Here is a 26,387-nt window from a genome sequence, read left to right as displayed (position 1 = left end):
GACAGAGAGGTGCCGGGACACAAACCGGCGTCCTAACCAGCGGACGACACCCGGGTTATATTGGTTGTAGTTAACACATCAGTGTGAACAAGAAGAGTGTTTAGGGGTTACTCTTCACTGACTATCATTTCTGCTTCGAGCAGAGCACACATCAAATCTAGGGATCCCAATGTTCATGATTCGCAAGAAAATAGGGGTTTTAGCAGCAACATCTGCTCTAGCTGCTGGAACTTTCCTCCTGCCTATGCCGGCAGGTCAAGCACTGACCTCCGGGAATGTCACAGCACAGACGGTTCAGCAACTGGCTGCCTCAACCAGGCCCACGGCCCAGAACCCTTTCCTTGTGGGGGCAGGGGTGTCAGATATGACCGGTGAGGTCGCTGAGGTTGGTTTTTTAGGGTATGCCACCCCTAGCCAGAACGGTAGCGGTGTACATACACGCCAGTACGCCCGCGCTTTTGCTGTGATTGACCCTGTAACCGGCAAGGGCAACCTCATGATCACCCTGGACGCTATGAGCGGCTGGGAGAGCGTCCGTGCTGAACTGGTGCGCAGGATCAGGGCTCAGTTCGGCAGTCAGTTTAGTGAAGCAAACATTATGCTTACCGCCAGCCACACACACGCCACCCCCGGCGGGGTCTCCACTGATAGCGCCTACAACGTCACTACGTTGGGCTGGCACGAGCCTACCTTTAGGGCACAGGTGGACGGAGCGGCTCAGGCAGTGCGCGAAGCAATGGCTGACCTGGCGCCCGGCAATGTGACTATCTCACAGAGCCAGCTGACCGGTGTAGGGGTCAACCGTTCTGCGGTGGCGCTAGAGCGTGACCCGCAGGAGCTCCTGGATGGTCTCATCAACGGTGTTGACCCCACCAGCGCTACCTTACGTTTTGACCACAACGGCGTAACCCGAGCAGTGCTCAACTGGTTCGCCATTCACCCCACCTCTCTGACCAACCAGAACACACTGGTTTCATCGGATAACAAGGGCTACGCCCAGTACCTGTTAGAGACCGTAGATCACGGAGTGGATCTCAACGCCGGGGGCGATGACGCAGCCTTTATCGCGGCCTTTGCTAACAGTAATACCGGCGATGTTTCACCCAACACCAACCTGCGACCGGGCTCCGGCCCCACCGATGACCAGTATCTGAACGTGAAGATTCAGGGCGAGAAGCAGGCTAACGCGGTGCGTCAACAACTGACCGCCCCGGGCGCCCCCGTAGGCAGCGGGCTGGACGCTCGCATCCAGTACGCTGATTTTTCTGCGATGAAAGTCGATGCGCGCTGGACGGGCACAGGCTATGCCGGAAATACCTGTAACGCAACCCTGGGCGCTCCCTTCGCCGCAGGTAGCACCGAGGACGGCCCGGGTGCGGCAGGTTTCAATGAGGGTGTCAATGCCAACAAAGTATGGAGTGATTTTAACTGGTTGGCCTACAGCGCCTCGCAGTCACTGAAGGACTGCCAGTACCCTAAAGCAAATCTCTTTGATGTGAGAAGCCAGATTCAGCAGAAGCTTCCAATCCAGATTATGCGGTTTGGGTCTTACTACCTGCTGGGGCTACCCGGTGAGCACAACGGTGCGGTGGGTGTTCAGTACCGTCAGGATATGGCTCAGCTCTTTGGCGTAGACCCTTCGCATATCTTGGTGCAGGGCTACACCAATGCGTACAGCCACTACGTCACCACTCCCCAGGAGTACATGTCGCAGCAGTACGAGGGTGGCGCTACGCCCTTTGGTATTAACACCATGGGTGCCTACCGTCAGATGCTCAACACGGTGGGTAACTCTCTCAAGCAGGGCACAGCACTGCCTATTGGTGATAAGCCAACGCCCCGAACCCCGCTCAAGAGCACCATCGGTAAAGTTCTTTACGATCTACCCGGGGTCGGAAACTACTACGGCAAGGTCCTCACCCAGCCCCTTGATACAACGCGCGGGGGCACCGTCAGTGCTGTCTTTGTGGGCGCTCACCCCAACAATAACCACAAGCTCAACAGCTCCTACCTTGAGGTGCAACGCTATGAGAATGGACGCTGGGTCAAGGTAACTGCTGATAACGACCCTGATACCCGCTTCAAGTGGAAGCGCCACCTGGCAGCTCAGTCGAGGGTCACCATTGAATGGATCATTCCTGCCAACGCTACTCCGGGCCAGTACCGCCTGGTGTATAACGGGGACTCCAAGAAGGCATTAGGGGCTATCACTTCCTTTACCGGAGTAACCAACCCTTTCACGGTCCGCTAGGGGATCAGACAAAAATCTTTTGGTAGTCACAGGCACCCCAGGAAGTCACTGACCCTCTCGCAAGGTTCGCTAGCTCACCAGATTCGTGCCGGCCCCGAGCCACTGCCATCCTGGGGCGCCTGTACCTACTTACTTTTGATTAAACCCGATGTGGGTAGGCTACCTACGTGCCTGACATCACCTGTTTTGAGGGATTAAAGGCTTAAATAGTCGGTTATCGGGGTGGATTAAAACCATGGTAACCGGCTATAGTTCTATGTGGAGTACTTAGCTAGCTCTTCCCAGCTGGCATCGTACGGAATACCAATGGCAGAACGGACACCGTCCTTTGGCCTTGTTCGCCCCAACTTTTGTTGGTCAGCGATCTTGAGGCCTAAATGCCATTTTTCGTCATGTCTGGGTAAAAACAGCTAAGTCAATGTGATTCTTTTGCGCGTTATATAAAAGCTCGCCCAATACAGCACGTGTTGTGCAGGTGAAACCGCAGGAGCAACACCTTTTCCACCTGGAGGAGATGTTGTTCAAACAGCATCACCTGCAAATACTTGAGGGGCTAGAGTCTAGCCGCAAGATACAGTAACCGGTCGCACCTAGCGGAGCGACCGAAACCAAACGGAGAACAAGTGCCTACAATTCAGCAGTTGGTCCGTAAGGGCCGTGCACCAAAGGTCGTAAAGACCAAGGCGCCCGCACTTAAGGGCAACCCCATGAAGCGTGGCGTATGCACCCGTGTATACACCACCACCCCCAGGAAGCCGAACTCAGCACTGCGTAAGGTCGCACGTGTTAAGCTCAACGGCGGCGTAGAAGTAACGGCTTACATCCCCGGTGAAGGTCACAACCTTCAGGAACACTCCATCGTGCTCGTGCGCGGTGGCCGTGTGATGGACCTCCCCGGTGTTCGTTACAAGATCGTTCGTGGCGCACTGGATACCCAGGGCGTTAAGGGCCGCGGTCAGGCTCGTTCACGCTACGGCGCAAAGAAGGAGAAGAAGTAATGCCTCGTAAGGGTCCCGCTCCTAAGCGTCCCCTCGTAAACGATCCCGTTTACGGTTCACCGCTGGTTACCCAGCTCATCAACAAGGTTCTGCTGGACGGCAAGAAGTCAACCGCTGAGCGCATCGTTTACGGTGCACTTGAGGGTGTTGCTGCCAAGTCCGGTGAAGACTCCGTTGCAACTCTCAAGAAGGCTATGGACAACATCAAGCCTGCTCTTGAGGTTCGCTCACGCCGCGTCGGTGGCGCAACCTACCAGGTTCCCGTAGAAGTTCGCCCGGGCCGTTCAACTGCCCTAGCACTCCGCTGGCTCGTAGGTTTCTCAAAGCTTCGCCGCGAGAAGACCATGACCGAGCGTCTCATGAACGAGATCCTGGATGCATCTAACGGTCTCGGTGCCGCTGTGAAGCGTCGCGAAGACACTCACAAGATGGCCGAGTCCAACAAGGCCTTCGCACACTACCGCTGGTAATTTCTTCGCAGCCTGCCAACCTTTTGCACTCTGTGTAAGGTGGCAGGCTTTCGAAGTTTCTCACAAGGGAGAACAAAGTGGCACTAGACGTGCTTACCGACCTGAACAAGGTCCGCAACATCGGTATTATGGCGCACATTGACGCCGGTAAAACCACCACCACCGAACGCATCCTCTTCTACACCGGTATTAATCACAAAATCGGTGAAACCCACGACGGTGCGTCAACCATGGACTGGATGGCTCAGGAACAGGAACGCGGTATCACCATTACCTCCGCGGCTACCACCTGCTTCTGGAAAGACAACCAGATCAACATCATCGACACCCCCGGCCACGTTGACTTCACCGTTGAGGTTGAGCGTTCACTGCGCGTCCTCGATGGCGCTGTTGCAGTCTTCGACGGCAAGGAAGGCGTTGAGCCCCAGTCTGAGACCGTTTGGCGTCAGGCTGACAAGTACGAAGTTCCCCGCATCTGCTTCGTCAACAAGATGGACAAGCTGGGCGCTGACTTCTACTTCACCGTAGATACCATCATCAAGCGTCTTGGTGCCACCCCCCTCGTGATGCAGCTGCCCATCGGCGCTGAAAACGACTTCATCGGTGTCGTAGACCTGCTCACCATGCAGGCTTACGTATGGCCCGGCGATGCCAAGGGTGACGTAACCATGGGCGCTTCCTACGAGATCCAGGAAATCCCTGCTGACCTCAAGGAAAAGGCTGAAGAGTACCGTTCGCAGCTCGTTGAGTCTGTTGCAGAAGCTTCAGACGAGCTGATGAACAAATACCTCGAAGGTGAAGAAATCACCATTGAGGAAATCAAGGCTGGCGTACGCAAGCTGACCGTGAACAACGAGGCTTACCCCGTTTTCTGTGGTTCAGCATTCAAGAACCGCGGTGTGCAGCCTATGCTTGACGCTGTTCTGGACTACCTGCCCACCCCCCTCGACGTTCCCGCAATGGTTGGTCACAAGCCCAACGATGAAGAAGTTGAACTGACCCGCACCCCCTCAGCTGACGAGCCTTTCGCAGCTCTGGCGTTCAAGGTTGCAGCTCACCCCTTCTACGGCCAGCTGACCTACATCCGCGTTTACTCGGGTAAGGCTTCATCAGGCCAGCAGGTTCTCAACTCAACCAAGGGCAAGAAAGAGCGCATTGGTAAGCTCTTCCAGATGCACTCCAACAAGGAGAACCCGGTTGAAGAGATCCAGGCAGGTCACATCTACGCAGCGATTGGTCTGAAGGACACCACCACCGGTGACACCCTTTGCGATATCGCTAACCCCATCGTCCTTGAGTCGATGACCTTCCCCGCTCCCGTGATCTTCGTGGCAATTGAGCCCAAGACCAAGGGTGACCAGGAAAAGATGTCAACCGCAATCCAGAAGCTCTCTGCAGAGGATCCCACCTTCACCGTTTCACTCAACGAAGAAACCGGCCAGACCGAAATCGGCGGCATGGGCGAGCTTCACCTCGACATCATCGTTGACCGTATGAAGCGTGAATTCAAGGTTGAAGCTAACGTTGGTAAGCCCCAGGTTGCTTACCGCGAGACCATCCGCAAGGCTGTCGAGAAGGTGGATTACACCCACAAGAAGCAGACCGGTGGTTCAGGTCAGTTCGCTAAGGTCCAGGTTTCCTTCGAACCCATCCCCCTCGATTCAGAAGAACTCTACGAGTTCGGCAACGCCGTCACCGGTGGCCGTGTTCCCCGCGAATACATCCCCTCTGTTGACGCCGGTATCCAGGACGCAATGCAGCTCGGTATCCTCGCTGGTTACCCCGTTGTTGGTGTGAAGGCTACCCTGATCGATGGTGCTTACCACGATGTTGACTCGTCAGAAATGGCGTTCAAGATCGCAGGCTCAATGGTCTTCAAGGAAGGCGCACGCCGCGCTAACCCGGTTCTGCTTGAACCGCTGATGGCTGTTGAAGTTCGTACCCCGGAAGAGTACATGGGCGACGTTATCGGCGACCTCAACTCACGTCGCGGTCAGATCCAGTCAATGGAAGACGCAGCTGGTGTCAAGATCGTTCACGCTCTTGTTCCGCTGTCAGAAATGTTCGGTTACATCGGTGACCTCCGTTCTAAGACCCAGGGTCGCGCTGTGTTCTCCATGGAGTTCGACAGCTACTCAGAGGTTCCCAAGAACGTTGCTGATGAAATCATCCAGAAGAGCCGCGGCGAGTAATTTCGCCCCCGCGTAACTCACCTCAAGTGAGCCGCACCTCTTTTTGAAAAAACCATATCCGTGAAACCGTTCTAGGGTTTCAACTCACCGGCGTTATCCGCTATTGTGGTAGCTAGACCGCCTTTTGGCGGATTGCGCCGGTGTGAAACCCGAGTGCACGTTTTCATAACTTCTCTATAGGAGGAATACTCTTGGCTAAGGCTAAGTTCGAGCGCTCCAAGCCTCACGTAAACGTTGGTACCATTGGTCACGTTGACCACGGTAAGACCACCCTGACCGCTGCAATCTCAAAGGTTCTTGCTGACAAGTACCCCGATCTGAACGAGCAGCGCGACTTCGGTGCTATCGACTCCGCTCCCGAAGAGCGCCAGCGCGGTATTACCATCAACATTGCTCACATCGAGTACCAGACCGAGAAGCGTCACTACGCACACGTTGACGCCCCCGGTCACGCTGACTACGTCAAGAACATGATCACCGGTGCTGCTCAGATGGACGGCGCAATCCTCGTTGTTGCTGCTACCGACGGCCCCATGGCTCAGACCCGCGAGCACGTTCTGCTGGCTCGCCAGGTTGGCGTTCCCACCCTGCTTGTTGCACTCAATAAGTCAGACATGGTTGACGACGAAGAACTCCTCGACCTCGTTGAAATGGAAGTTCGTGAACTTCTTTCCTCACAGGAATTCGACGGCGACGAAGCTCCCGTAGTTCGCGTTTCAGCTCTCAAGGCTCTTGAGGGCGACGCTGAGTGGGTTGCTAAGGTTGAGGAACTCATGGAAGCTGTCGATGAGTACATCCCGGACCCCGTCCGCGATAAGGACAAGCCCTTCCTCATGCCCATCGAGGACGTCTTCACGATCACCGGTCGCGGTACCGTTGTTACCGGCCGTGCAGAGCGCGGTACCCTCAAGATCAACTCTGAAGTTGAAATCGTTGGTATCCGTCCCATCCAGAAGACCACCGTTACCGGTATCGAGATGTTCCACAAGCAGCTCGACGAAGCATGGGCAGGCGAAAACTGTGGCCTTCTGCTCCGCGGTCTGAAGCGCGACGACGTAGAGCGTGGCCAGGTTGTTGTAGCTCCCGGCTCCATCACCCCCCACACCCAGTTCGAGGCTAACGTTTACATCCTTTCCAAGGATGAAGGCGGCCGCCACAACCCCTTCTACTCGAACTACCGTCCCCAGTTCTACTTCCGTACCACTGACGTAACCGGCGTTATCACCCTCCCCGAGGGCACCGAAATGGTTATGCCTGGCGACAACACCGAGATGACCGTTGAGCTCATCCAGGAAATCGCTATGGAAGAGGGCCTCGGCTTCGCAATCCGCGAAGGCGGCCGCACCGTTGGTTCAGGTCGCGTTACCAAGATCCTCAAGTAAGCACTGTTTACCTGATGTTCTAACGAGGCTTTGGTCTCGGTAACGAACCTAAGCAGAGGGCCCCCGGCATTGCCGGGGGCCCTCTGCTATACCCAAAAGCTATCATTTTAGCCTGAAAGCTAACTAGCCCAATAGGGAGCTGGTCCTTGAGTGTCGGTCGGCCAAGGAGTCCTATTGCCTTTTAGGGTGTATGGTCTGGTTTCCGCCAGGGTGGGGTTGATGGTTGTTGGGCACCGCCAAGGTTGTTCCCTTCAGGCGGTGGTGCAGTTGGCTGGGGGTGGAAATGTTGGCCGGGTAGGTGAGGCTGTGTTTGTACAGTCTCATCTCGGGCTAGTAGGCGCCAGATCACTAAGCCAATGAGGGCGAAGCCCAGGACGAAGAGAGAGAAGATATTGAGCCCACCGACGATGTAGAGAACCTGGTAGGACAGCATAGCAGCTACAAGAATCACCAGGATCTTATGCTTCAGGAGTACTGTAGCGACAAGTAGCACCAAGGTGACAAGCACGATGATGAGCCGGTCGCCCCAAGTCAGAGCCCAGCCAGCCACCATCAAATAGAGGGTGCCGAAGGCTTGTAGCCCAAGGGCAGTACCGTAAAGTGCCAGGGAGGGTTTCTGTCTCCTGATGATGTTGAAGATGAGGAGCAGGCTGAAGCTGAAAACTAGGGCTTGAGTGAAATAGAGGAAAGCACCCCGCATCTCGTTTTCCACCAGAACGCGGAACAGGAGGAGATTGATACCCACTAGCGGTGGGTAGATGCGCATCTGCGGAGCGACCTGGACCCACCAGCCTGCGGTAAGAATCAGGATGGCAAGGCATGAGAGCGCTAGGGGCTCGGCCCATAGAGGGTAGAAGAGGTAGAGGTGGGCAAGGGTAAGACCTGTTCGGGCTGCGGTGGTGTTGCACCCGTATCCCCAACGGCCCAGATAGTCTTCCTGCTGGGGGCTGATGACGGCTGCCGGTTGAGTCGAGGGGCTGAGAGCGGCCCAGGTTTTACTCCCGGCAAGAATTAATGTTCCAAGCAGTAAGAGACTCAGCGCGTCAGAAAGCCTCAAGTTGCCGGCAAGAAGGGGGTAGCCCAGAAGAGTGAGGGCACTGGCTGCAAGTGCTACCTGCAACGAAGATACCGCCGGGCGACGTGGCGCAACCTGCCAGAGAAGAGCTAAACCGGTGAGAAGCAGGGCGCCGAGTAGGGCTGTGCCCCTGATGTCTGTTTGGATAAGGGGGAGTGCAGCTAGAAGAGCTATCCAGCCGAACACAAGACCGGTGGTGAGTTCTGCGCTGGTTGACCTGCTGAGTTTGTGGAATCGGATCAGCAGAAGAGAACAAGCAGAGAGCAGGGCCGTCAGGAAGGTGATGATGAGGGCTGTGTGGAGATAGAACAGTGAGCTTGAGACTGCTAGCTGGAAAACAGACCAGAGTAGGTAGAGCCGAATCAAGATACCTAGGTGACTAAAAGTTCTGGGGCTGGCCTTCCAGAAGATTGCCAGCGTACCCAGCAATAGTGCTGCATAGATTAGATAGTCCCGGTGGCCCACTAGAACCGCTGGTGCGGTGATAAGGATGAGGCTAACCGAAACGTAGAGAGCCGTCAGAAGCATGTAGGGGGTTTGATGGGAAGAATGAGTATATATCTGGCCTGCAACTGGGGCTTTCTGATGAACCGGCCTGGTGGCAAGAGCCCGATAAGTGCGGTCAAGTGTCAAAAGCGCACCGGCAATAATCAGTCCAAGATAAGAAGCAATACCCACGGATAAAGCACCATACTCGAGACTTCCAGAGATGACCCGGTACCTGTAGGCAACATCAACACCTATAGACAGGAGAACTGGGGTAATGACACCCGATGCCAGCAGAGTGATAGCCGAGAATGCCCGGGCGCTGGAGGGGGTTTCTGCTGTCATGGGGGTTGCCAGTTCAGCATAGAGGTAGCAAACCGCAGCGGAGAGACCCAAAAATAATAGAGCCCAATAACCGTGCGAGTCTGTGATGTGTGAGACCAGTAGGAGCAGAGCGGGGAGAGCTAAACCGCCTGCAACACCAGCCAGCTGTGTTCCATGACTGAGGGGTTTCAGCATGACGCACAGTGCTGCTAGGCCAAGAAGTAGCACTACTAATGGAATTGTGGGTAGGGCCAAAAACCCTAGGGTTCCAAGGAGGAAGGCTAAAGCTGGAGTATGAGCTTTTAGACGGCTTCTGCCTGCCAGCCCGAAGGCTGCCATATTAAGGGTGACCAGCAGAGAAAGAACCAGAGTGGTTCCCCAACCACCGGAAGAGCTTCCGAATAAAGTAGGCTCTGCGTGGGCATCCACCATCACTGCGGCAACAGAGAAAATTAAGGGAGGCTGGGCTACACTCAAGGTCACCATAAGATCTTTAGAAGGTGACCAGGGCAGAGCCTGCAAACTGACTAAACCTAAGATAAAACAAGATATCAGCAACAGAATAGCAGCTGGTAGCAGAACATACACATAGTTATTCAAGTACTCACAAAGCCAGAGCGTGAAGTAAAGAGTGGCCAGCAGCGAATAGAAGCGTGCTTGGACGTAGAAGTAAAAACTTCGGTCTAGAGCAACGAAGACAACAGCGTAGAGAGTGCCCAGCACAAAGATGAGTGCTGTTTCCCAAAAATGCAACCGCGTTCCCATCACTATTGCAGCAAGCATGGTGACAGGTACAAAGACGCGAGCAGAGTCGTTGATACCGCGAGTTAGCTGCACAGGCAACTGTGCTGGTGCTAATCGTTGTATAAGCGCCAGAGCCGTTGCGAGCAGTAAGAGAGACACAAAGTACCAGATCAGACCCACCTGCATTGTCTTTGAGACAGCAAGTACATCGGAGACTATAAAGGCAACTGCCAGGTAGATCATGACCCGTGCTTTCATGAGAGTCAGGGATCCGAAGACAGCTAGGGTGCCTACCAGTGACACCAGTAGCCAGAGTAAAGCCCCGGATAGGGGCCACATCAGGTTATAAATGGCAAGACCGCACAGGGGAATAAGTGCCAACCCCGTCGCCGTAAAAGAGTAGGACGCCAGGCGTAGTTTTGGAATCCACCGGTAGCTCACTAAACCCGCGGCGTAGACGAGTAAGGTCAGTGCGCATAGAAGAAAACACTGTATAGGGGCTGTTGCTACTGAGTTCACTAAAAGGGCAGACGCGCTGATAATGAGAAGGCTACCCAGGGAAAGACCGAGATTCAGGAAGATATTTTCCAAGGCTCGACGGTCCTGTCGCGGCGGGTGAAGCGGTACCGGCGGCGTTCCCCTGGCAGCCAGCACTGAGGCAGGCGGATCCCACGGGTTTGTCGGGTATTGAGGTGGGGGAGATGGCAGCATGCTCATATTTTTCATGCTAGACCAGTCAGACTAAGATCATCTGAAGTCTTCCACTATATTAAGAGCTGGAGGTCCTGTTGAGAGCTCACCGAAGGGCTCATGTGAGAGCTAGCACTTATCAATTCTGGGGGTTGCAAGTGATAACTGAGCCTGTAGAATAGAAGACGTTGTTCAAGCGCTTACCGCTTTAAGCAGGCTGTGAATCGTTCTAGATTCTGATCCTAGAGTAAGCCCAAATATGACCCAATCGATCAGTTCAAGGGCTGCGAAGCGCAAATTTATCACAAATTATGCGACACGCCCGAGTTCGGGGGTCGGTGCCTCGTCAGGGTGAGGAACCCGGTTTTTCCGGATTCAGTCTGTTCGAGGTGGTGCAAGAGGAGCCATGAGTTTCTTAACCTAAAGCACCACATAAAGGAGCAACCGCTCCGTTACAGGGAAGTAGACAAGAAAGAGAGTCCGACAGATGGCGGGACAGAAAATCCGCATCCGTCTGAAGTCATATGACCACGAGGTCATTGATTCATCAGCACGGAAAATCGTTGAGACAGTAACTCGTGCAGGTGCGACGGTAGTTGGCCCGGTGCCGCTGCCCACCGAAAAGAACGTATACGTTGTTATCCGTTCACCTCACAAGTACAAGGACAGCCGCGAGCACTTTGAAATGCGCACGCACAAGCGTCTGATCGACGTCGTTGATCCGACCCCCAAGGCTGTTGATGCCCTCATGCGTCTAGACCTTCCGGCAGACGTAAACATCGAAATCAAGCTGTAGAGGATCGCATCTAAATGACTAACAAGATCGAGCGCCAGGTTAAGGGCCTGCTAGGCACCAAGCTTGGCATGACCCAGATTTGGGATGAAAACGGCAAGTTCGTGCCCGTTACTGTCGTCAAGGCCGATTCGAACGTTGTTACCCAGCTCCGCAACGCTGAAACCGATGGCTACGAAGCTATCCAGATCGGTTTCGGTTCCATCGAAGCTCGCAAGGTAACCAAGCCTCTGGCAGGCCACTTCGAGAAGGCAGGCGTAACTCCTCGCCGTCACCTCGTTGAACTCCGCACCTCAGATGCAGCTGAATACTCACTCGGTCAGGAACTGACCGTTGAGCTCTTCGAAGCTGGTCAAAAGGTTGACGTAGTTGGCAAGACCAAGGGTAAAGGCTTCGCCGGTGTAATGAAGCGTCACGGCTTCTCAGGTGTCGGTGCATCACACGGTGCCCACAAGAACCACCGTAAGCCCGGTTCAATCGGTGGCGCATCCTACCCCGCACGCGTGTTCAAGGGTATGCGCATGGCAGGCCGTATGGGCGCTGCACGCCACACCACCATGAACCTGACCATTCAGGGTGTCGACGCAGAAAACAACGTTCTTCTGATCAAGGGTGCTATCCCCGGTCCTAAGGGCGGCGTTGTTCTGGTTCGCACCGCTGTGAAGGGAGCCTAGTACATCATGGCTGTCAAGACCGTAAAGGTAGACCTGCCCGCAGATATTTTTGACGCGCAGGCATCAGTACCCCTCCTTCACCAGGTTGTCGTAGCTCAGCTCGCTGCAGCTCGTCAGGGTACCCACAAGACCAAGAACCGCGGCGAAGTTTCCGGTGCAGGTCGTAAGCCCTTCAAGCAGAAGGGCACTGGCCGCGCCCGTCAGGGCTCAATCCGCGCACCGCACATGACCGGTGGCGGCGTTGTACACGGCCCGACCCCGCGTAACTACGCACAGCGTACCCCCAAGAAGATGATTGCAGCTGCACTGCGCGGCGCTCTCTCGGATCGCGCTCGTCACGATCGCATCCACGTTGTCGAAACCCTGGTTGATGGCACCAAGCCCTCCACCAAGGCAGCGCTGGCAGCAATTGCAGAGATCACCAACCGCAAGAACGCTCTGATCGTTATCGACCGCAAGGACGACGTTTCAGCGCTGTCAGCACGCAACCTTGAGAACGTTCACGTCCTCTACGCAGATCAGCTGAACACCTACGATGTTCTGATCTCAGATGACGTTATCTTCACCAAGGACGCATTCGACGTATTCGTCGCTGTTGCATCTAAGGCAAAGAAAGAGGCTGCTAAGTAATGACTGTCTCCAACTTCAAAGACCCCCGCGACGTGATCATTGCTCCCGTCGTTTCGGAGAAGAGCTACGGTCAGCTCGATGAAGGTAAGTACACCTTCCTCGTAGACCCCCGCTCAAACAAGCTGGAAATCAAGCAGGCCATCGAAAGCATTTTCGATGTCAAGGTTGCTTCCATCAACACCGCTAACCGTCAGGGCAAGCGTACGCGCACCCGTTTCGGTTGGGGTGCTCGTAAAGACACCAAGCGTGCGATTGTAACCCTCAAGGAAGGTTCAATCGACCTCTTCGGCGGTCCGGCAGCATAAGCAGCCGGAGACCACTTTAGCGAAGGAAAGAAATATCTAAATGGGTATTCGTAAGCACAAGCCGACGACCCCGGGTCGCCGCGGCTCGAGCGTATCAGATTTCGCAGAAATCACTCGCTCAACCCCGGAAAAGTCCCTGGTTCGTCCGCTCCCAAAAAAGGGCGGCCGTAACAACACCGGTCGCATCACCACCCGCCACAAGGGTGGTGGCCACAAGCGCCAGTACCGTCTGATCGACTTCCGTCGTCACGACAAGGACGGCGTTAACGCACGCGTTGCACACATCGAGTACGATCCCAACCGTACTGCCCGTATTGCTCTTCTGCACTACTTCGATGGCACCAAGCGTTACATCATCGCCCCCAACAAGTTGGCTCAGGGCGACGTCGTAGAGTCAGGTCCCTCGGCTGATATCAAGCCCGGTAACAACCTGCCCCTGCGCAACATCCCCGTTGGTACCGTGATTCACGCTGTAGAGCTCCGCCCCGGTGGTGGCGCTAAGATGGGCCGCTCAGCTGGCGCATCCATCCAGCTGGTCGCTAAGGAAGGCAAGTACGCTCAGCTGCGTCTGCCCTCCGGTGAAATCCGCAACGTTGATGTTCGCTGCCGCGCAACCGTTGGTTCGGTTGGCAACGCTGAGCAGTCAAACATCAACTGGGGTAAGGCTGGCCGCAACCGCTGGAAGGGCATCCGCCCGACCGTTCGTGGTGTTGTCATGAACCCCGTTGACCACCCCCACGGTGGTGGTGAAGGCAAGACCTCCGGTGGCCGTCACCCGGTTAACCCCAATGGTAAGCCTGAGGGACGTACCCGTCGCCCCAACAAGGAAAGCGACAAGCTCATTGTTCGTCGCCGTCGTACTGGCAAGAAGCGCTAAGGAGCCTGAAACATGCCTCGTAGTTTGAAGAAGGGTCCTTTCGTCGATCAGCACCTTTTTGTAAAGGTTGCAGCTCAGAACGAAAAGGGCACCAAGAACGTAATCAAGACTTGGTCCCGTCGCTCGATGATTATCCCCGACATGCTCGGACACACCATCGCAGTGCACGACGGACGCAAGCACGTACCCGTGTTCATCACTGAGTCCATGGTTGGGCACAAACTCGGCGAGTTTGCACCCACCCGTACATTCCGTGGCCACGTTAAGGACGACCGTAAGGGCAAGCGTCGCTAGAAACGGTTCACACCGTTTTTAGAAACGTTTTCCTTTCGGCAATAGACGAAAGAGAGATAGGCAATGGAAGCCAAGGCAACTGCGTCTTACGTACGCGTTACGCCTATGAAGGCACGCCGCGTCATCAACCTTATCCGTGGTAAGCAGGCGGAAGAGGCTCTGGCGATTTTGAAGTTCGCCCCCCAGGGTGCTTCAGAACCGGTATACAAGATCGTTGCATCAGCTGTTGCAAACGCTCGCCAGAAGGCAGCCCAGCAGGGTCTGCCCTTCAAGGAAGAAGAGCTGTTCATCAGCGAAGCATACGCGAACGAAGGCCCCACCATGAAGCGTTTTCAGCCTCGTGCACAGGGTCGCGCGTTCCGCATCAACAAGCGCACCAGCCACATCACTGTGGTCGTTGCAACCCCGTCAGAGGAGGAGGGCCGCTAAATGGGTCAGAAAATCAACCCCAACGGTTTCCGACTTGGCATCACCACCAACCACGTCTCCAAGTGGTTCGCTGACTCCACCAAGGAGGGCGAGCGCTACGCAGACTTCGTTCGTGAAGATGTAAAGATTCGTGAACTCCTGTCTAAGGGTATGGAACGCGCAGGCATCGCTAAGGTCGAAATCGAGCGTACCCGTGACCGTGTTCGTGTGGACATCCACACCGCACGTCCCGGTATCGTCATCGGCCGCCGCGGCGCTGAAGCAGACCGTATCCGTGGCGAGCTCGAGAAGCTCACCAACAAGCAGATCCAGCTGAACATCCTCGAGGTTGCAAACCCCGACCTGTCAGCTCAGCTTGTTGCTCAGGGCGTCGCTGAGCAGCTCGCTTCACGCGTAGCTTTCCGCCGCGCAATGAAGAAGGCAATCCAGTCCGCACAGCGTGCAGGTGCTAAGGGTATCCGTATCCAGTGCTCCGGCCGTCTGGGTGGCGCTGAAATGTCACGTAGCGAGTTCTACCGCGAAGGCCGTGTGCCCCTGCACACCCTGCGCGCAAACATCGACTACGGCTTCTTCGAGGCTAAGACTACCTTCGGCCGCATCGGCGTCAAGGTTTGGATCTACAAGGGTGACCTCACCGACAACGAGCTTGCTGCACAGCAGGCTGCAGGTAACCGTCGCGGCAATGCCCGCGGTGGCGACCGTCGTCGTCCTACCGGTAACCGTGGTCCTCGCCGCGAACGTCGTTCCGACAACGCTTCAGCTCCCACTGAAGCAAAGACTGCAGAAAACGGTGAGGCATAAATGCTAATTCCCCGTCGAGTTAAGTACCGCAAGCAGCATCACCCCAAGCGTTCAGGTATGGCGAAGGGTGGCACCGAGGTAACCTTCGGTGAGTGGGGCATTCAGGCTCTGACTCCCGCATACGTTACCAACCGTCAGATTGAAGCTGCACGTATCGCGATGACCCGTCACATTAAGCGTGGCGGTAAGGTTTGGATCAACATTTATCCCGACCGCCCCCTGACCAAGAAACCTGCTGAAACCCGTATGGGTTCCGGTAAGGGTTCACCCGAATGGTGGGTCGCAAACGTCAAGCCCGGTCGAGTCATGTTTGAACTCTCCGGTGTTTCCGAAGAAGTGGCTCGCGAAGCTATGCGCCTCGCAATCCACAAGCTCCCGATGAAGGCACGTGTTGTGCGTCGCGAAGGTGGTGAATAAGAAATGGCAGTTGGATCAAAGGATCTGAGCATCGACAACCTCGCAGAGCTCTCCGACGAGAATCTGGTAGAGAAGCTGCGTGAGTCGAAGGAGGAACTGTTCAACCTCCGTTTCCAGGCAGCCACCGGTCAGCTTGAAAACCCCGGTCGAATCCGTTCGGTCAAGCGTGACATCGCACGTATCTACACTGTGCTTCGCGAACGCGAGCTCGGTATTCGTCCCGCAACCGAAGGTTAAATCACATGAGTGAAGTAAAGACTGAAGAGCGCGGCTACCGCAAGACTCGCCGCGGCTACGTTGTGTCCGACAAAATGGACAAGACTGTAGTCGTTGAGGTTGAGGATCGCGTGAAGCACGCACTGTACGGCAAGGTTATGCGCCGTAGCTCGAAGATCAAGGCACACGACGAGCAGAACACTGCTGGTATCGGTGACCTCGTTCTTCTGGCAGAGACTCGCCCGCTATCTGCTTCTAAGCACTGGCGCGTTGTAGAGATCATCGAGAAGGCTAAGTAAATCTTAGTCGTACGAGTTCTCACTCTGTAAGAGCTGAGATGGCCCCCACCTACTTTCGTAGGTGGGGGCCATCTGCGTCTGCTGCTGAGTTATTCTATGTGCAGTGTGATGGGGGAGTACAGCGTAAATCACGCTCTCCTTTCCTCTCTGGCCCCCTGTTCAGCCTAAAAATGCTGTGCTAAAGTTGAAGTTCTGTGTGGGTACACAAGCACCTGCACAACCACGGATTTTTCGTGCCACAACATAATGCCGCTTTTCAGCGGGGTTCGCCCGCTCATAAGGCGGGTCCAAATGTTCGGGGCATGACCAGATCCCAGGCGTGTCCGCCAACTCTTCCCCTGAATTTTAGGCTTAGAGACCGGCGCGTCAACATCCCGTACAAATGTTCCGCAAGGCTGGCTCACAAGATACGTGTGTCGGAACCGGCGAGACGACAGGAGAAATATGATTCAGCAGGAGTCACGACTCAAGGTTGCTGACAACACCGGTGCGAAGGAAATCCTGACCATCCGTGTTCTCGGCGGCTCAAAGCGTCGTTACGCAGGCATTGGCGACATCATCGTCGCAACCGTCAAGGATGCAATCCCCGGCGGTACCGTAAAGAAGGGCGACGTCGTAAAGGCTGTTGTCGTTCGCACCAAGAAGGAAGTTCGTCGTGCAGACGGCTCCTACATCAAGTTCGACGAGAATTCAGCAGTAATTCTCAAGAACACCGATGGTGACCCCCGTGGCACCCGTATCTTCGGACCTGTTGGCCGCGAATTGCGCGACAAGAAGTTCATGAAGATCATTTCACTTGCTCCGGAGGTGCTCTAACTCATGGCTAAGATCAAGTCTGGCGACCTAGTACAGGTCATTTCAGGTGCAGATAAGGGTAAGCAGGGCAAGGTTCTTAAGGTATTCCCTAAGACCCAGCGCGTGCTGGTTGAAGGCGTAAAAATCGTCACCAAGCACAATAAGGCTAACCCCATGACCGGCGAAGCCGGCGGCATCGAAAAGGTTGAAGCTTCGATCCACGTATCAAACGTTGCGATTGTTGATGCCGAGACCAAGAAGCCGACCCGCGTTGGTTACCGCCTCGAGACCGTAGAGCGCAATGGCAAGACCCGCACCAACCGCGTGCGCGTCGCCAAGAGCTCGGGTAAGGACATCTAATGACCGAAGCAAAGATTACCCCTCGTTTTAAGACTAAGTTCAACGACGTAGTCACCCCGGCACTGCAGGAGGAGTTCAACTACTCCAACACCATGCAGGCCCCGAAGATCGTTAAGGTCGTCGTGAACATGGGTGTCGGTGAAGCTGCCAAGGACGCGAAGCTCATGGATGGTGCTATCCGCGACCTCACCGCAATCACTGGTCAGAAGCCGCTAGTTACCCGCGCGAAGAAGTCCATCGCACAGTTCAAGCTGCGCGAAGGTATGCCCATCGGTGCACACGTCACCCTCCGTGGCGACCGCATGTGGGAATTCCTCGACCGCCTGGTCACCCTGGCACTTCCCCGTATCCGCGACTTCCGCGGCCTCTCGGACCGCCAGTTCGACGGCAACGGTAACTACACCTTCGGTCTCACCGAACAGTCAATGTTCCACGAAATCGACCAGGATTCCATCGACCGTGTTCGCGGTATGGACATCACCGTGGTTACCACCGCAAAGACCGACGAAGAAGGCCGTGCGCTGCTAAAGGCACTCGGTTTCCCCTTCAAGACTAAGTAACGACTACGTTGTAGGTCCGCACCCTATACAGGGTGAGGAAACCATAACGAGGAAGGGCTCAGCCCACCATGACTATGACAGATCCTGTCGCAGATATGCTGACCCGTTTGCGCAACGCAAACTCAGCTCATCACGACACCGTGTCAATGCCTTACTCAAAGCTCAAGGCTCGCATCGCCGAGATCCTCAAGGCTGAAGGCTACATCGCTGATTTCAAGGAAGAGGAAGCAAAGTTCGGTAAGACCCTCACCCTCGAACTGAAGTTCGGCCCCTCACGCGAACGCTCCATCGTAGGTGTTCGTCGTATTTCCAAGCCGGGTCTGCGTGTATACGCAAAGTCCACCAACCTGCCCCAGGTACACGGTGGCCTCGGTATCGCAATTCTGTCCACCTCTTCAGGTCTGCTCACTGACAAGCAGGCTTCGAAGAAGGGTGTGGGCGGCGAAGTCGTCGCTTACATCTGGTAGTCGGTAAGAAGAGAAAGGAAGAAGAATGTCACGTATTGGACGTCTCCCCATCTCGGTTCCTGCCGGCGTTGAGGTAAAGATTGATGGCAACCTTGTTGCTGTTAAGGGTGCAAAGGGCGAGCTGACCCATGAGGTTGCTGCTCCCATCACCGTTGCACTTGAAGACGGTGTTCTCACCGTTTCCCGCCCGAACGATGAGCGTGATTCACGCTCACTGCACGGCCTGACCCGAACCCTGATCCAGAACATGATCGTAGGTGTTACCGAAGGCTACTCGAAGAAGCTCGAAATCGTCGGTACCGGTTACCGTGTAATGGCGAAGGGCTCAGATCTCGAGTTCGCACTCGGCTACTCACACCCCATCAGCATCAAGGCACCCGAGGGTATCACCTTCGCTGTTGAGGGTAACAACAAGCTGACCGTTACCGGTATCAGCAAGCAGCAGGTTGGCCAGGTTGCAGCTAACATTCGCGGTCTGCGCAAGCCCGATCCCTACAAGGGTAAGGGTGTTCGCTACGAAGGCGAGCAGATCCGTCGCAAGGTCGGAAAGGCTGGTAAGTAACAATGGCTGTAAAGACTAAGTCAGCACAGCGCGCACGCCGTCACGCACGCGTTCGCAAGTACGTTTCAGGCACCGCTACACGCCCCCGCCTGTCCGTAACCCGTTCAGCTCGTCACATGTTCGTCCAGGTGATTGACGATGTTCAGGGCCACACCCTGGCATACGCCTCCACCATGGAAGCAGAACTCCGTGGCTCAGACATGGACAAGACCGCTAAGGCTAAGCGCGTTGGTGAGCTCGTAGCAGAGCGTGCCAAGGCTGCTGGCGTAGAAGCAGTTGTCTTCGACCGCGGTGGTAACAAGTACCACGGCCGTGTCGCAGCAGTTGCAGAAGGCGCACGCGAAGGGGGTCTTGCACTCTAATGAGCGAGCAGACTGTAAACGAAAAGGAAACTCAGGTGACTGAAGCTACCGCAGAAGCTACCGCTGAAACTTCCGAGAAGCGCGAAGAGCGCCGCAACGACCGTGGCGATCGCCGCGGCAACCGCGGTGAGCGCGGTGACCGTCGTGGTAACCGTGGTCGCGAAGAAGAGAAGGACAAGTTCATCGAGCGCGTTGTCACCATCAACCGCGTCTCCAAGGTCGTCAAGGGTGGTCGTCGCTTCAGCTTCACCGCACTCGTCGTTGTTGGTGACGGTAACGGTATGGTTGGCGTTGGCTACGGCAAGGCGAAGGAAGTTCCCGCAGCTATCTCTAAGGGCGTTGAAGAAGCAAAGAAGAACTTCTTCCGCGTTCCCCGTATTGAAGGCCGCACCATTCCTCACCGCGTTCAGGGTGAAGCAGCAGCAGGCGTAGTTATGCTCCGCCCCGCTACCGCTGGTACCGGTGTTATCGCCGGTGGTCCCGTTCGCGCAGTACTTGAGGCAGCAGGCATCCACGATGTTCTGTCCAAGTCACTGGGTTCATCAAACCAGATCAACATTGTTCACGCAGCAATTGAAGCACTTCGCCAGCTCGAAGAGCCCGCAGCTGTTGCAGCACGCCGTGGTCTGCCCCAGGATGAGGTTATCCCCGGCTACCTGCTGAACACCAAGTCTGAAAAGGCAGGTGCGTAATGACCGGTAAGCGTATTAAGCCCAGCGACGCACAGCTGGAAATCACCCAGATCAAGTCATACGTTGGTGAAAAGCAGAACATGCGTGACACCCTCCGTTCCTTGGGCCTCAAGCGCCCCGGTAACAAGGTTGTTCGCACTGCTGACGCTGTAACCTGCGGCATGATCAACACCGTTGCTCACCTGGTTCAGGTTGAGGAGGTCAAGTAAAGATGGCAGTAGAAAATAACGACGCTATCAAAATTCACGATCTGCGCCCCGCACCGGGTGCCCACAAGGCAAAGACCCGCGTTGGCCGCGGTGAAGGCTCAAAGGGTAAGACCGCAGGTCGCGGTACCAAGGGTACCAAGGCTCGTTACCAGGTTCGCGCCGGCTTCGAAGGTGGTCAGCTTCCGCTGCACATGCGCCTTCCCAAGCTCCGCGGCTTCAAGAACCCCTTCCGCACCGAGTACCAGGTTGTTAACCTGGACCGTATCGCGGAACTGTTCCCCGAGGGCGGCGACATCACCGTTGACGCTCTGGTAGCAGCAGGCGCAGTTCGCAAGAACGAACTGGTCAAGGTTCTTGGCACCGGCGAAATCTCAGCAGCTTACACCGTAACTGTTGACAAGGTTTCAGAGTCAGCTAAGGCTAAGATCGAGGCAGCTGGCGGTTCAGTAACCGTCAAGTAGTCTTGATGACCGATTGACTTCGGTAGGGGTGTCCCGCGCTTCGGCGAGGGGCACCCCTTTTTTTATTCTTGGCGCCCGGAGACTGTGGCTTACTCAATACTTAACTTAACGGTAAATGTGTCCTATGCACCGAGCGTAACTGCCCCGTTTCCGGCTAATTAGGAGATATAAGCGTTACACTTGAAAAGATTGTGTAACTGCAGGTGCTCTATAGGTCATCTTTGGAGTACACACTGGCAGACTAAAAATTTTTTCAGGAGGACATGTGCTTAGCGCTTTTGGGCGGGCTTTTACGATCCCCGACTTGCGTAACAAGCTGCTGTTTACCCTGGGCATTATTATCATTTACCGGGTGGGCGTTTTCATCCCTGCACCCGGTGTTTCCTACGGGAACGTGCAACAGTGTCTATCGAATATCACCGCTACCAGCGGCGTCTACGGTATGATCAACCTCTTCAGCGGTGGCGCTCTGTTGCAACTTTCGATTTTTGCCCTGGGCGTGATGCCGTACATTACCGCGAGCATCATTGTTCAGCTTCTACGCGTTGTAATTCCCAGGTTTCAGCAATTGCATGAGGAGGGGGCGCAGGGGCAGACTAAGCTGACCCAGTACACCCGCTACCTCACTATTGCCCTGGCTGTTCTCAACGCAACGACCATCGTTACACTGGCTCAGAACGGTACTTTGCTGCAGGGGTGCACCCTGCCCATTATTCCGGATGACGGTATTTTGAATATCTTGCTCATTATTGCGGCTCTGACCGCAGGTACCGGTGTTGTGATGTGGCTGGGCGAGCAGATCACTGAAAAGGGTGTGGGCAACGGTATGTCTCTGCTCATTTTCACCTCCATCGCAGCGTCCTTCCCCACAGCTTTCGGTTCTATTCTTCAGACCCAGGGCTGGGGTATCTTCGCTGCTGTGATGGGCGTGGGGCTTCTGGTTATTGTGGCTGTTGTCTTCGTTGAGCAGTCCCAGCGCCGCATCCCCGTGCAGTACGCTAAGCGCATGGTTGGCCGCCGCACCATCGGCGGTACCTCAACCTATATTCCGCTGAAGGTCAATATGGCTGGTGTTATCCCGCTGATCTTCGCCTCATCCATGCTGATGTTGCCAGGCTTGATTGCCCAGTTCAATACACCGTCTGACGGGCGTCAGCCTCCGGAATGGGTCAACTGGATTAACACCTACCTGGTCACGGGGGACCACCCCCTCTACATGATCATGTACTTCTTGATGATTCTTGGGTTCGCATACTTCTACGTTTCCATCACCTTCAATACAGAAGAGGTGGCCGGTAACATGAAGAAGTACGGCGGTTTCATCCCGGGCGTGCGCGCAGGTCGCCCCACCCAGGAATACCTCACCTATGTGCTGAACCGCATCACCCTGCCCGGTGCAACCTACCTAGCGGTCCTCGCTTTGATTCCGCTCATTGCACTGGTGCTCTTTGATGCTAACCAGAATTTCCCGCTCGGCGGTGCTTCACTGCTGATCGTTATCGGCGTCGGTCTTGATACCATCAAGCAGATTGACGCTCAACTCCAACAACGCAACTACGAAGGATTGCTCCGATGAATCGTTTGCTCATCATTGGCCCTCCCGGTGCAGGTAAAGGCACCCAGGCTGTAAAGATCGCTGAAAAGCTGAACATCCCTGCCATCTCAACCGGCGACATCTTCCGCAAGAACATCAAGGAAGAAACTGAGCTGGGCAAGGAAGCCAAGGGTTACATTGACGAGGGTAACCTGGTACCGGACTCGGTGACCAACCGTATGGTTCGTGCTCGCCTGGCAGAAGAAGACTGCGCCGATGGCTTCCTGCTGGACGGCTACCCCCGCAACGTAGCTCAGGTTTCTGAACTTGATGACATCCTGACCGATATGGGCCAGGAGATTGGCCAGGTTCTCTTGTTGGTTGCCGATAATGAAGAGCTGGTTGGTCGTCTTCTGGGCCGCGCCGCAGAACAGGGCCGCTCGGATGACAACGAAGAGGTTATCCGCCACCGCCTCAAGGTTTACGAGGAAGAAACTGCGCCGCTGGTAGCTATTTACACCGAGCGCGGGCTAGTCACCTCCATTGACGGTCTCGGCGAGATCGATGAGGTCACCACCCGTATCATGGATGCTCTGAAGTAAGGCCTCCTGCTAGTACCTGTGCCCCCGGTCATTGCGGGGGCACAGGTGTTTAAACCACAATGGAACAGCTTGGCTTTTGACCCGAGTAGAAAGAGAAGTGAGATAACTATGCGCCGTATCGAGTACAAAACCGACACCCAGCTAGCCCACATGGCACGAGCAGGCGTTATTACCTCCCGTGCCCTGGACGCCGCTGTAACCGCTGCCGCACCCGGCGTCAGCACCGCTGAACTCGACCGTGTGTTCCGGGGGGTGCTTGCAGAACACGGCGCGGGCTCGAACTTCTTGGGTTACTACGAATACCCAGCGACCGTTTGCACCTCAGTCAATGATGAGGTGGTGCATGGTATCCCTGGGGAGCGCACCCTGGCTGATGGAGACATGATTTCCATCGACGGTGGAGCGACCGTTCAGGACGCCCAGGGTAAAACCTGGCATGGTGACTCTGCGCGAACTGCCCTCATCGGCAACGTATCAGCAGCCCGCCGTGAGCTTTCAGAGATTACACGGGCCGCCCTCTGGCACGGTATCGCCGCTGCTGCTACCGCTAAAAAGGTGGGCGAAATCGGCTTTGCCATTGAAAACTTCGTACGCCAGGAAACCGGCGACAAATACGGCATCATTGAAGATTTCGTTGGCCACGGCATCGGTACCTCCATGCACATGGCACCTGATGTACTCAACTATGCTGCCCGCGACCTCGGTCCCCGCCTCAAAAAGGGGATGGCGCTAGCTATCGAACCCATGCTCACCACCGGCGGTATTGAAACCGTTACCCTGGAGGATGACTGGACCATCAAAACTGTAGATGGGGGAGACGCCTGCCAATGGGAACACTCCATCGCTATTCACTCCGAAGGTATCTGGGTGCTCACCGCAGAGGACGGTGGGGCTTCTGAACTCTCTAAACTCGGCGTCACCGTTAAGCCCATCCCCGCCTAAAGACTTTTCCATCACTGACCGGTACTCATTCGGTTGCACCTCACAGGACACTCCATGACTGATACTTCCACCAAAACCCCGGTTGAAATCTCAACCGCCCGGCCCGCACCAGGGCAGATCATTTTGCAGGCTCCCCGCCGCGGAAAGCCCCCACGCCACATCGCTGACTTCGACATGGCAGGGCGCCGAGAATTTTTGGCAGAGCTTGGTTACAAGCCTTTCCGCGCTGCACAGCTCTCCAAGCATTACTTTGAGCGTCTGGTCAACGATCCCGCGCAGATGACCGATCTACCAGCTGCAGAGCGTGAGCAGATGGTAGCTGACGCTATGCCTCAGCTGCTCACCACCGTCCGCACCCTTGAAGCTGATGGGGGAGACACCCTCAAGGTGGTTCACCGTCTCTTCGACGGCGCCTTGGTTGAATCTGTCATCATGCGCTATGAGAACCGCGTGACAATGTGTATCTCATCCCAGGCTGGCTGCGGTATGAACTGCCCCTTCTGCGCTACCGGCCAGCAGGGCCTGACCCGTAACCTGTCCACCGCTGAAATCGTGGAACAGGTTGTAGCCGGTGCGCGCTACCTCAAAGAGATGAAGGGTCTAGAGCAGGCCGCAGACGGAGCTGAAGACACCCGCCCCCTGCGCGTCTCTAACATCGTGTTTATGGGTATGGGCGAGGCACTCGCCAACTACAAGCAGACGATGGGTGCTGTACACCGTCTCATCGACTCCTCACCCGAAGGCTTGGGTATCAGCGCACGAGGCCTTACGATGTCCACCGTGGGCCTGGTTCCCGGCATCCGCAAGTTCGAGATGGAAAAGCTACCCATCACTCTTGCCCTCTCCCTCCATGCCCCGGACGATGAGCTGCGCGATGAGCTGATCCCCATCAACCAGCGCTGGAAGGTCGATGAGACCCTGGATGCTGCCTACGACTACTACCGCACCACAGGCCGCCGCATCTCCATTGAGTACGCTCTGATTCGCGACATCAATGACCAGGGCTGGCGAGCTGATCTGCTGGGCAAAAAACTTGCCTCACGTGGTCGTGGCTGGGTTCATGTTAACCCCATCCCCCTCAACCCCACTCCTGGCTCCAAATGGACCGCCTCCCGCAAGGGCGTCGAACAGAACTTCGTAGAACGTCTGCGCGCCCACGGCATCCCCGTCACTGTTCGCGATACCCGCGGCAGTGATATCGACGGTGCCTGTGGTCAGCTTGCTGCCAAGGAAGACTAAGCCACATAAGTGTGAGGTCAAGCAACTTTGCCTCAAAGCGTTAACATTTAATGTTTTTTCGCGTATATTTGTGTGTTGGTCGTCTGTGCCCAAAAGGCTTCTGCCTTAAAGCGCCCGGCCCCCGCACTTACACGGGATAACGGTTGCAACAGAAAAAACACTACAAACTGCCCGCAGTGAAAGCTGTGAGCACGAACGTAAAGCGGAGGATATGGCCAAGAAAGACGGCGTCATCGAGATTGAAGGTACCGTGGTCGAAGCACTGCCCAACGCATCATTCCGCGTTGAGCTAGACAACGGACACAAAGTACTTGCACACATCTCAGGCAAGATGCGTCAGCACTACATTCGAATCCTGCCTGAGGACCGAGTAGTAGTCGAGCTGAGCCCCTACGACCTCTCACGCGGTCGTATCGTCTACCGCTACAAATAAACACCAACCAAACACCACTAGCGCGTGGTGTTTGCGCCGTGTAAAAGGGGTAAACAGTTCTACCACCCGCATGCGGGACGCAGAACCTCTTACCCCGCCCGTCCAAAGCAATAGCTGAAAATCAACGCAAAGGAATGCGATGAAGGTCAAGCCGAGCGTTAAGCCGATCTGCGATAAGTGCAAAGTGATCCGCCGTCACGGTGTGGTCATGGTGATCTGCGAAAACCCGCGCCACAAGCAGCGTCAGGGCTAAACCCCTAGAACGCTGAACACCGCACCGAAAGGTGCGGAACTAACTGAAAAATGGCACCGCTCCTAGAACAACCTAGGATACCCTCGGGCACAGAGGCCGGGGACCGCAGAAAATTGCGGGCAGTGATGTCACAGACCTCTGCGAAAACAAGGAGAAGCCAACTATGGCACGTCTCGCTGGAGTCGATATTCCCCGCGAAAAGCGCGTGGAGATTGCTCTCACTTACATCTACGGCGTGGGTAAAACCCGTGCAAAAGAAGCTCTCGCTGCAACCGGTGTTGATCCCAACACCCGCGTCAAGGATCTTGACGATTCGCAGCTCGTAGCACTTCGTGACTTCATCGAAGGTAACTACAAGGTTGAAGGTGACCTTCGCCGCGAGGTTGCTGCAGATATCCGCCGCAAGGTTGAAATCGGTAGCTACCAGGGTCTGCGTCACCGCCGTGGCCTTCCCGTACACGGCCAGCGCACCAAGACCAACGCACGTACCCGCAAGGGTCCGAAGCGTACCGTCGCAGGTAAGAAGAAGTAAACAGTGTTGCCTCAGTCTTGCCCGTTCAGTAAGACCA

At 55.6% G+C, this 26,387-nt stretch carries 33 protein-coding genes; 32 read left to right on the top strand and 1 reads right to left on the bottom strand.

What is annotated here, in order from left to right:
* Nucleotides 1-175: 175 nt before the first annotated feature.
* From L6990_RS01390 to tuf, 5 genes are all read left to right on the top strand, one after another.
* Nucleotides 176-2,251, top strand: a complete 2,076-nt coding sequence (locus L6990_RS01390) for a neutral/alkaline non-lysosomal ceramidase N-terminal domain-containing protein (RefSeq protein WP_237202283.1) — start codon at nucleotides 176-178, stop codon at nucleotides 2,249-2,251.
* A gap of 623 nt (nucleotides 2,252-2,874) precedes the next feature.
* Entirely contained in the window at nucleotides 2,875-3,249 is a 375-nt protein-coding gene (rpsL, locus tag L6990_RS01385) for a 30S ribosomal protein S12 (protein ID WP_237202282.1), read from the top strand.
* Nucleotides 3,249-3,719 carry a 30S ribosomal protein S7 gene (gene rpsG / locus L6990_RS01380; RefSeq protein WP_237202281.1) on the top strand — a complete coding sequence of 157 codons (471 nt, stop codon included), beginning with the start codon at nucleotides 3,249-3,251 and terminating at the stop codon, nucleotides 3,717-3,719. Before rpsL ends, rpsG begins: the two co-directional genes overlap by 1 nt.
* 77 nt (nucleotides 3,720-3,796) lie before the next feature.
* Nucleotides 3,797-5,911: an elongation factor G gene (fusA, locus tag L6990_RS01375; RefSeq protein WP_237202280.1), complete on the top strand. Its 2,115-nt coding sequence runs from the start codon at nucleotides 3,797-3,799 to the stop codon at nucleotides 5,909-5,911.
* 191 nt (nucleotides 5,912-6,102) lie between these two features.
* The gene (gene tuf, locus L6990_RS01370; RefSeq protein WP_237202279.1) at nucleotides 6,103-7,293 is read left to right on the top strand and encodes an elongation factor Tu; all 1,191 of its coding nucleotides are present in this window, start codon (nucleotides 6,103-6,105) and stop codon (nucleotides 7,291-7,293) included.
* A 181-nt stretch (nucleotides 7,294-7,474) separates the two neighbouring features.
* Here the strand turns inward: tuf and L6990_RS01365 are convergent, their stop codons facing one another.
* Nucleotides 7,475-10,303: a hypothetical protein gene (locus tag L6990_RS01365; protein WP_237202278.1), complete on the bottom strand. Its 2,829-nt coding sequence runs from the start codon at nucleotides 10,301-10,303 to the stop codon at nucleotides 7,475-7,477.
* A 796-nt stretch (nucleotides 10,304-11,099) separates the two neighbouring features.
* Between L6990_RS01365 and rpsJ the strand changes: the two genes are divergently transcribed.
* The 27 genes from rpsJ to rpsM all read left to right on the top strand — a co-directional run bounded on the left by rpsJ (nucleotide 11,100) and on the right by rpsM (nucleotide 26,350).
* Complete coding sequence (gene rpsJ, locus L6990_RS01360; protein ID WP_168614567.1) at nucleotides 11,100-11,408, top strand: 30S ribosomal protein S10; 309 nt, start codon at nucleotides 11,100-11,102, stop codon at nucleotides 11,406-11,408.
* 14 nt (nucleotides 11,409-11,422) lie between these two features.
* Nucleotides 11,423-12,079, top strand: a complete 657-nt coding sequence (gene rplC / locus L6990_RS01355; protein WP_237202277.1) for a 50S ribosomal protein L3 — start codon at nucleotides 11,423-11,425, stop codon at nucleotides 12,077-12,079.
* A 6-nt stretch (nucleotides 12,080-12,085) separates the two neighbouring features.
* Nucleotides 12,086-12,709, top strand: coding sequence for a 50S ribosomal protein L4 (gene rplD / locus L6990_RS01350; protein WP_237202276.1), 624 nt, complete (start codon nucleotides 12,086-12,088; stop codon nucleotides 12,707-12,709).
* The gene (rplW, locus tag L6990_RS01345) at nucleotides 12,709-13,014 is read left to right on the top strand and encodes a 50S ribosomal protein L23 (protein ID WP_237202275.1); all 306 of its coding nucleotides are present in this window, start codon (nucleotides 12,709-12,711) and stop codon (nucleotides 13,012-13,014) included. The genes rplD and rplW overlap by 1 nt, the downstream gene beginning before the upstream one ends.
* 40 nt (nucleotides 13,015-13,054) lie before the next feature.
* Nucleotides 13,055-13,891 carry a 50S ribosomal protein L2 gene (rplB, locus tag L6990_RS01340; protein ID WP_237202274.1) on the top strand — a complete coding sequence of 279 codons (837 nt, stop codon included), beginning with the start codon at nucleotides 13,055-13,057 and terminating at the stop codon, nucleotides 13,889-13,891.
* 12 nt (nucleotides 13,892-13,903) lie between these two features.
* Complete coding sequence (rpsS, locus tag L6990_RS01335) at nucleotides 13,904-14,185, top strand: 30S ribosomal protein S19 (protein ID WP_083090719.1); 282 nt, start codon at nucleotides 13,904-13,906, stop codon at nucleotides 14,183-14,185.
* A 63-nt stretch (nucleotides 14,186-14,248) separates the two neighbouring features.
* Nucleotides 14,249-14,614 carry a 50S ribosomal protein L22 gene (rplV, locus tag L6990_RS01330; protein ID WP_237202273.1) on the top strand — a complete coding sequence of 122 codons (366 nt, stop codon included), beginning with the start codon at nucleotides 14,249-14,251 and terminating at the stop codon, nucleotides 14,612-14,614.
* Nucleotides 14,615-15,415 carry a 30S ribosomal protein S3 gene (rpsC, locus tag L6990_RS01325; protein ID WP_237202272.1) on the top strand — a complete coding sequence of 267 codons (801 nt, stop codon included), beginning with the start codon at nucleotides 14,615-14,617 and terminating at the stop codon, nucleotides 15,413-15,415.
* Nucleotides 15,416-15,832, top strand: a complete 417-nt coding sequence (rplP, locus tag L6990_RS01320; RefSeq protein WP_083090722.1) for a 50S ribosomal protein L16 — start codon at nucleotides 15,416-15,418, stop codon at nucleotides 15,830-15,832.
* 3 nt (nucleotides 15,833-15,835) lie between these two features.
* Nucleotides 15,836-16,069 (top strand): 50S ribosomal protein L29, encoded by a 234-nt coding sequence (gene rpmC / locus L6990_RS01315; protein ID WP_272879252.1) that lies wholly within the window; start codon nucleotides 15,836-15,838, stop codon nucleotides 16,067-16,069.
* Nucleotides 16,070-16,074: 5 nt separating this feature from the next.
* A complete protein-coding gene (gene rpsQ, locus L6990_RS01310; RefSeq protein ID WP_237202271.1) occupies nucleotides 16,075-16,347 on the top strand; it encodes a 30S ribosomal protein S17 in 273 nt (90 codons plus the stop codon).
* A gap of 444 nt (nucleotides 16,348-16,791) precedes the next feature.
* Complete coding sequence (rplN, locus tag L6990_RS01305; protein WP_237202270.1) at nucleotides 16,792-17,163, top strand: 50S ribosomal protein L14; 372 nt, start codon at nucleotides 16,792-16,794, stop codon at nucleotides 17,161-17,163.
* Nucleotides 17,164-17,166: 3 nt separating this feature from the next.
* The gene (gene rplX, locus L6990_RS01300; RefSeq protein WP_237202269.1) at nucleotides 17,167-17,502 is read left to right on the top strand and encodes a 50S ribosomal protein L24; all 336 of its coding nucleotides are present in this window, start codon (nucleotides 17,167-17,169) and stop codon (nucleotides 17,500-17,502) included.
* Nucleotides 17,502-18,062 (top strand): 50S ribosomal protein L5, encoded by a 561-nt coding sequence (rplE, locus tag L6990_RS01295; RefSeq protein ID WP_237202268.1) that lies wholly within the window; start codon nucleotides 17,502-17,504, stop codon nucleotides 18,060-18,062. The genes rplX and rplE overlap by 1 nt, the downstream gene beginning before the upstream one ends.
* Nucleotides 18,063-18,130: 68 nt before the next feature.
* On the top strand, nucleotides 18,131-18,529 hold the full coding sequence (gene rpsH, locus L6990_RS01290) for a 30S ribosomal protein S8 (protein ID WP_237202267.1): 399 nt from the start codon (nucleotides 18,131-18,133) through the stop codon (nucleotides 18,527-18,529).
* A gap of 25 nt (nucleotides 18,530-18,554) precedes the next feature.
* On the top strand, nucleotides 18,555-19,091 hold the full coding sequence (gene rplF / locus L6990_RS01285) for a 50S ribosomal protein L6 (protein WP_237202266.1): 537 nt from the start codon (nucleotides 18,555-18,557) through the stop codon (nucleotides 19,089-19,091).
* 2 nt (nucleotides 19,092-19,093) lie between these two features.
* Nucleotides 19,094-19,453 (top strand): 50S ribosomal protein L18, encoded by a 360-nt coding sequence (gene rplR, locus L6990_RS01280; protein ID WP_237202265.1) that lies wholly within the window; start codon nucleotides 19,094-19,096, stop codon nucleotides 19,451-19,453.
* Complete coding sequence (gene rpsE / locus L6990_RS01275; RefSeq protein WP_272879251.1) at nucleotides 19,453-20,145, top strand: 30S ribosomal protein S5; 693 nt, start codon at nucleotides 19,453-19,455, stop codon at nucleotides 20,143-20,145. Before rplR ends, rpsE begins: the two co-directional genes overlap by 1 nt.
* On the top strand, nucleotides 20,145-20,354 hold the full coding sequence (gene rpmD / locus L6990_RS01270; RefSeq protein ID WP_237202264.1) for a 50S ribosomal protein L30: 210 nt from the start codon (nucleotides 20,145-20,147) through the stop codon (nucleotides 20,352-20,354). The genes rpsE and rpmD overlap by 1 nt, the downstream gene beginning before the upstream one ends.
* Nucleotides 20,355-20,356: 2 nt before the next feature.
* Nucleotides 20,357-20,815, top strand: a complete 459-nt coding sequence (gene rplO / locus L6990_RS01265; protein WP_237202263.1) for a 50S ribosomal protein L15 — start codon at nucleotides 20,357-20,359, stop codon at nucleotides 20,813-20,815.
* Between the two features lie 265 nt (nucleotides 20,816-21,080).
* Complete coding sequence (gene secY, locus L6990_RS01260) at nucleotides 21,081-22,391, top strand: preprotein translocase subunit SecY (RefSeq protein ID WP_237202262.1); 1,311 nt, start codon at nucleotides 21,081-21,083, stop codon at nucleotides 22,389-22,391.
* Complete coding sequence (locus L6990_RS01255) at nucleotides 22,388-22,951, top strand: adenylate kinase (protein WP_237202261.1); 564 nt, start codon at nucleotides 22,388-22,390, stop codon at nucleotides 22,949-22,951. Before secY ends, L6990_RS01255 begins: the two co-directional genes overlap by 4 nt.
* 108 nt (nucleotides 22,952-23,059) lie before the next feature.
* A complete protein-coding gene (gene map / locus L6990_RS01250; RefSeq protein ID WP_237202260.1) occupies nucleotides 23,060-23,893 on the top strand; it encodes a type I methionyl aminopeptidase in 834 nt (277 codons plus the stop codon).
* 54 nt (nucleotides 23,894-23,947) lie between these two features.
* Nucleotides 23,948-25,132 (top strand): 23S rRNA (adenine(2503)-C(2))-methyltransferase RlmN, encoded by a 1,185-nt coding sequence (rlmN, locus tag L6990_RS01245; RefSeq protein WP_237202259.1) that lies wholly within the window; start codon nucleotides 23,948-23,950, stop codon nucleotides 25,130-25,132.
* 211 nt (nucleotides 25,133-25,343) lie between these two features.
* On the top strand, nucleotides 25,344-25,565 hold the full coding sequence (gene infA / locus L6990_RS01240; RefSeq protein WP_083090737.1) for a translation initiation factor IF-1: 222 nt from the start codon (nucleotides 25,344-25,346) through the stop codon (nucleotides 25,563-25,565).
* Nucleotides 25,566-25,704: 139 nt separating this feature from the next.
* The gene (gene rpmJ, locus L6990_RS01235) at nucleotides 25,705-25,818 is read left to right on the top strand and encodes a 50S ribosomal protein L36 (RefSeq protein WP_004005257.1); all 114 of its coding nucleotides are present in this window, start codon (nucleotides 25,705-25,707) and stop codon (nucleotides 25,816-25,818) included.
* 163 nt (nucleotides 25,819-25,981) lie between these two features.
* On the top strand, nucleotides 25,982-26,350 hold the full coding sequence (gene rpsM / locus L6990_RS01230) for a 30S ribosomal protein S13 (RefSeq protein WP_237202258.1): 369 nt from the start codon (nucleotides 25,982-25,984) through the stop codon (nucleotides 26,348-26,350).
* Nucleotides 26,351-26,387: the final 37 nt, after the last annotated feature.

Origin of the sequence: Rothia endophytica (genome assembly GCF_928381505.1) — a bacterium.
Taxonomy (GTDB): Bacteria; Actinomycetota; Actinomycetes; order Actinomycetales; family Micrococcaceae; genus Rothia; species Rothia endophytica_A.
The sequence above is the reverse complement of the archived record's forward strand: the minus strand, read 5'-3'. Positions and strand labels throughout refer to the sequence as shown.

Excerpts from the sequence above, each read along its gene's own strand:
- rplE (WP_237202268.1), top strand. The coding sequence starts at position 17,502 with ATGACCGAAGCAAAGATTACCCCTCGTTTTAAGACTAAGTTCAACGAC.
- rpsQ (WP_237202271.1), top strand. The coding sequence starts at position 16,075 with ATGAGTGAAGTAAAGACTGAAGAGCGCGGCTACCGCAAGACTCGCCGC.
- infA (WP_083090737.1), top strand. The coding sequence starts at position 25,344 with ATGGCCAAGAAAGACGGCGTCATCGAGATTGAAGGTACCGTGGTCGAA.
- rplW (WP_237202275.1), top strand. The coding sequence starts at position 12,709 with ATGACTGTCTCCAACTTCAAAGACCCCCGCGACGTGATCATTGCTCCC.
- map (WP_237202260.1), top strand. The coding sequence starts at position 23,060 with ATGCGCCGTATCGAGTACAAAACCGACACCCAGCTAGCCCACATGGCA.
- L6990_RS01255 (WP_237202261.1), top strand. The coding sequence starts at position 22,388 with ATGAATCGTTTGCTCATCATTGGCCCTCCCGGTGCAGGTAAAGGCACC.
- rpsS (WP_083090719.1), top strand. The coding sequence starts at position 13,904 with ATGCCTCGTAGTTTGAAGAAGGGTCCTTTCGTCGATCAGCACCTTTTT.
- rplD (WP_237202276.1), top strand. The coding sequence starts at position 12,086 with ATGGCTGTCAAGACCGTAAAGGTAGACCTGCCCGCAGATATTTTTGAC.
- rpsC (WP_237202272.1), top strand. The coding sequence starts at position 14,615 with ATGGGTCAGAAAATCAACCCCAACGGTTTCCGACTTGGCATCACCACC.
- rpmJ (WP_004005257.1), top strand. The coding sequence starts at position 25,705 with ATGAAGGTCAAGCCGAGCGTTAAGCCGATCTGCGATAAGTGCAAAGTG.
- rpmD (WP_237202264.1), top strand. The coding sequence starts at position 20,145 with ATGACCGGTAAGCGTATTAAGCCCAGCGACGCACAGCTGGAAATCACC.
- rplB (WP_237202274.1), top strand. The coding sequence starts at position 13,055 with ATGGGTATTCGTAAGCACAAGCCGACGACCCCGGGTCGCCGCGGCTCG.
- rplN (WP_237202270.1), top strand. The coding sequence starts at position 16,792 with ATGATTCAGCAGGAGTCACGACTCAAGGTTGCTGACAACACCGGTGCG.
- rplO (WP_237202263.1), top strand. The coding sequence starts at position 20,357 with ATGGCAGTAGAAAATAACGACGCTATCAAAATTCACGATCTGCGCCCC.
- rplX (WP_237202269.1), top strand. The coding sequence starts at position 17,167 with ATGGCTAAGATCAAGTCTGGCGACCTAGTACAGGTCATTTCAGGTGCA.
- rpsH (WP_237202267.1), top strand. The coding sequence starts at position 18,131 with ATGACTATGACAGATCCTGTCGCAGATATGCTGACCCGTTTGCGCAAC.
- L6990_RS01390 (WP_237202283.1), top strand. The coding sequence starts at position 176 with ATGATTCGCAAGAAAATAGGGGTTTTAGCAGCAACATCTGCTCTAGCT.
- rplV (WP_237202273.1), top strand. The coding sequence starts at position 14,249 with ATGGAAGCCAAGGCAACTGCGTCTTACGTACGCGTTACGCCTATGAAG.
- rplR (WP_237202265.1), top strand. The coding sequence starts at position 19,094 with ATGGCTGTAAAGACTAAGTCAGCACAGCGCGCACGCCGTCACGCACGC.
- rpsJ (WP_168614567.1), top strand. The coding sequence starts at position 11,100 with ATGGCGGGACAGAAAATCCGCATCCGTCTGAAGTCATATGACCACGAG.
- rpmC (WP_272879252.1), top strand. The coding sequence starts at position 15,836 with ATGGCAGTTGGATCAAAGGATCTGAGCATCGACAACCTCGCAGAGCTC.
- rpsM (WP_237202258.1), top strand. The coding sequence starts at position 25,982 with ATGGCACGTCTCGCTGGAGTCGATATTCCCCGCGAAAAGCGCGTGGAG.
- rplC (WP_237202277.1), top strand. The coding sequence starts at position 11,423 with ATGACTAACAAGATCGAGCGCCAGGTTAAGGGCCTGCTAGGCACCAAG.
- rpsG (WP_237202281.1), top strand. The coding sequence starts at position 3,249 with ATGCCTCGTAAGGGTCCCGCTCCTAAGCGTCCCCTCGTAAACGATCCC.
- rplF (WP_237202266.1), top strand. The coding sequence starts at position 18,555 with ATGTCACGTATTGGACGTCTCCCCATCTCGGTTCCTGCCGGCGTTGAG.
- rlmN (WP_237202259.1), top strand. The coding sequence starts at position 23,948 with ATGACTGATACTTCCACCAAAACCCCGGTTGAAATCTCAACCGCCCGG.
- rplP (WP_083090722.1), top strand. The coding sequence starts at position 15,416 with ATGCTAATTCCCCGTCGAGTTAAGTACCGCAAGCAGCATCACCCCAAG.
- rpsE (WP_272879251.1), top strand. The coding sequence starts at position 19,453 with ATGAGCGAGCAGACTGTAAACGAAAAGGAAACTCAGGTGACTGAAGCT.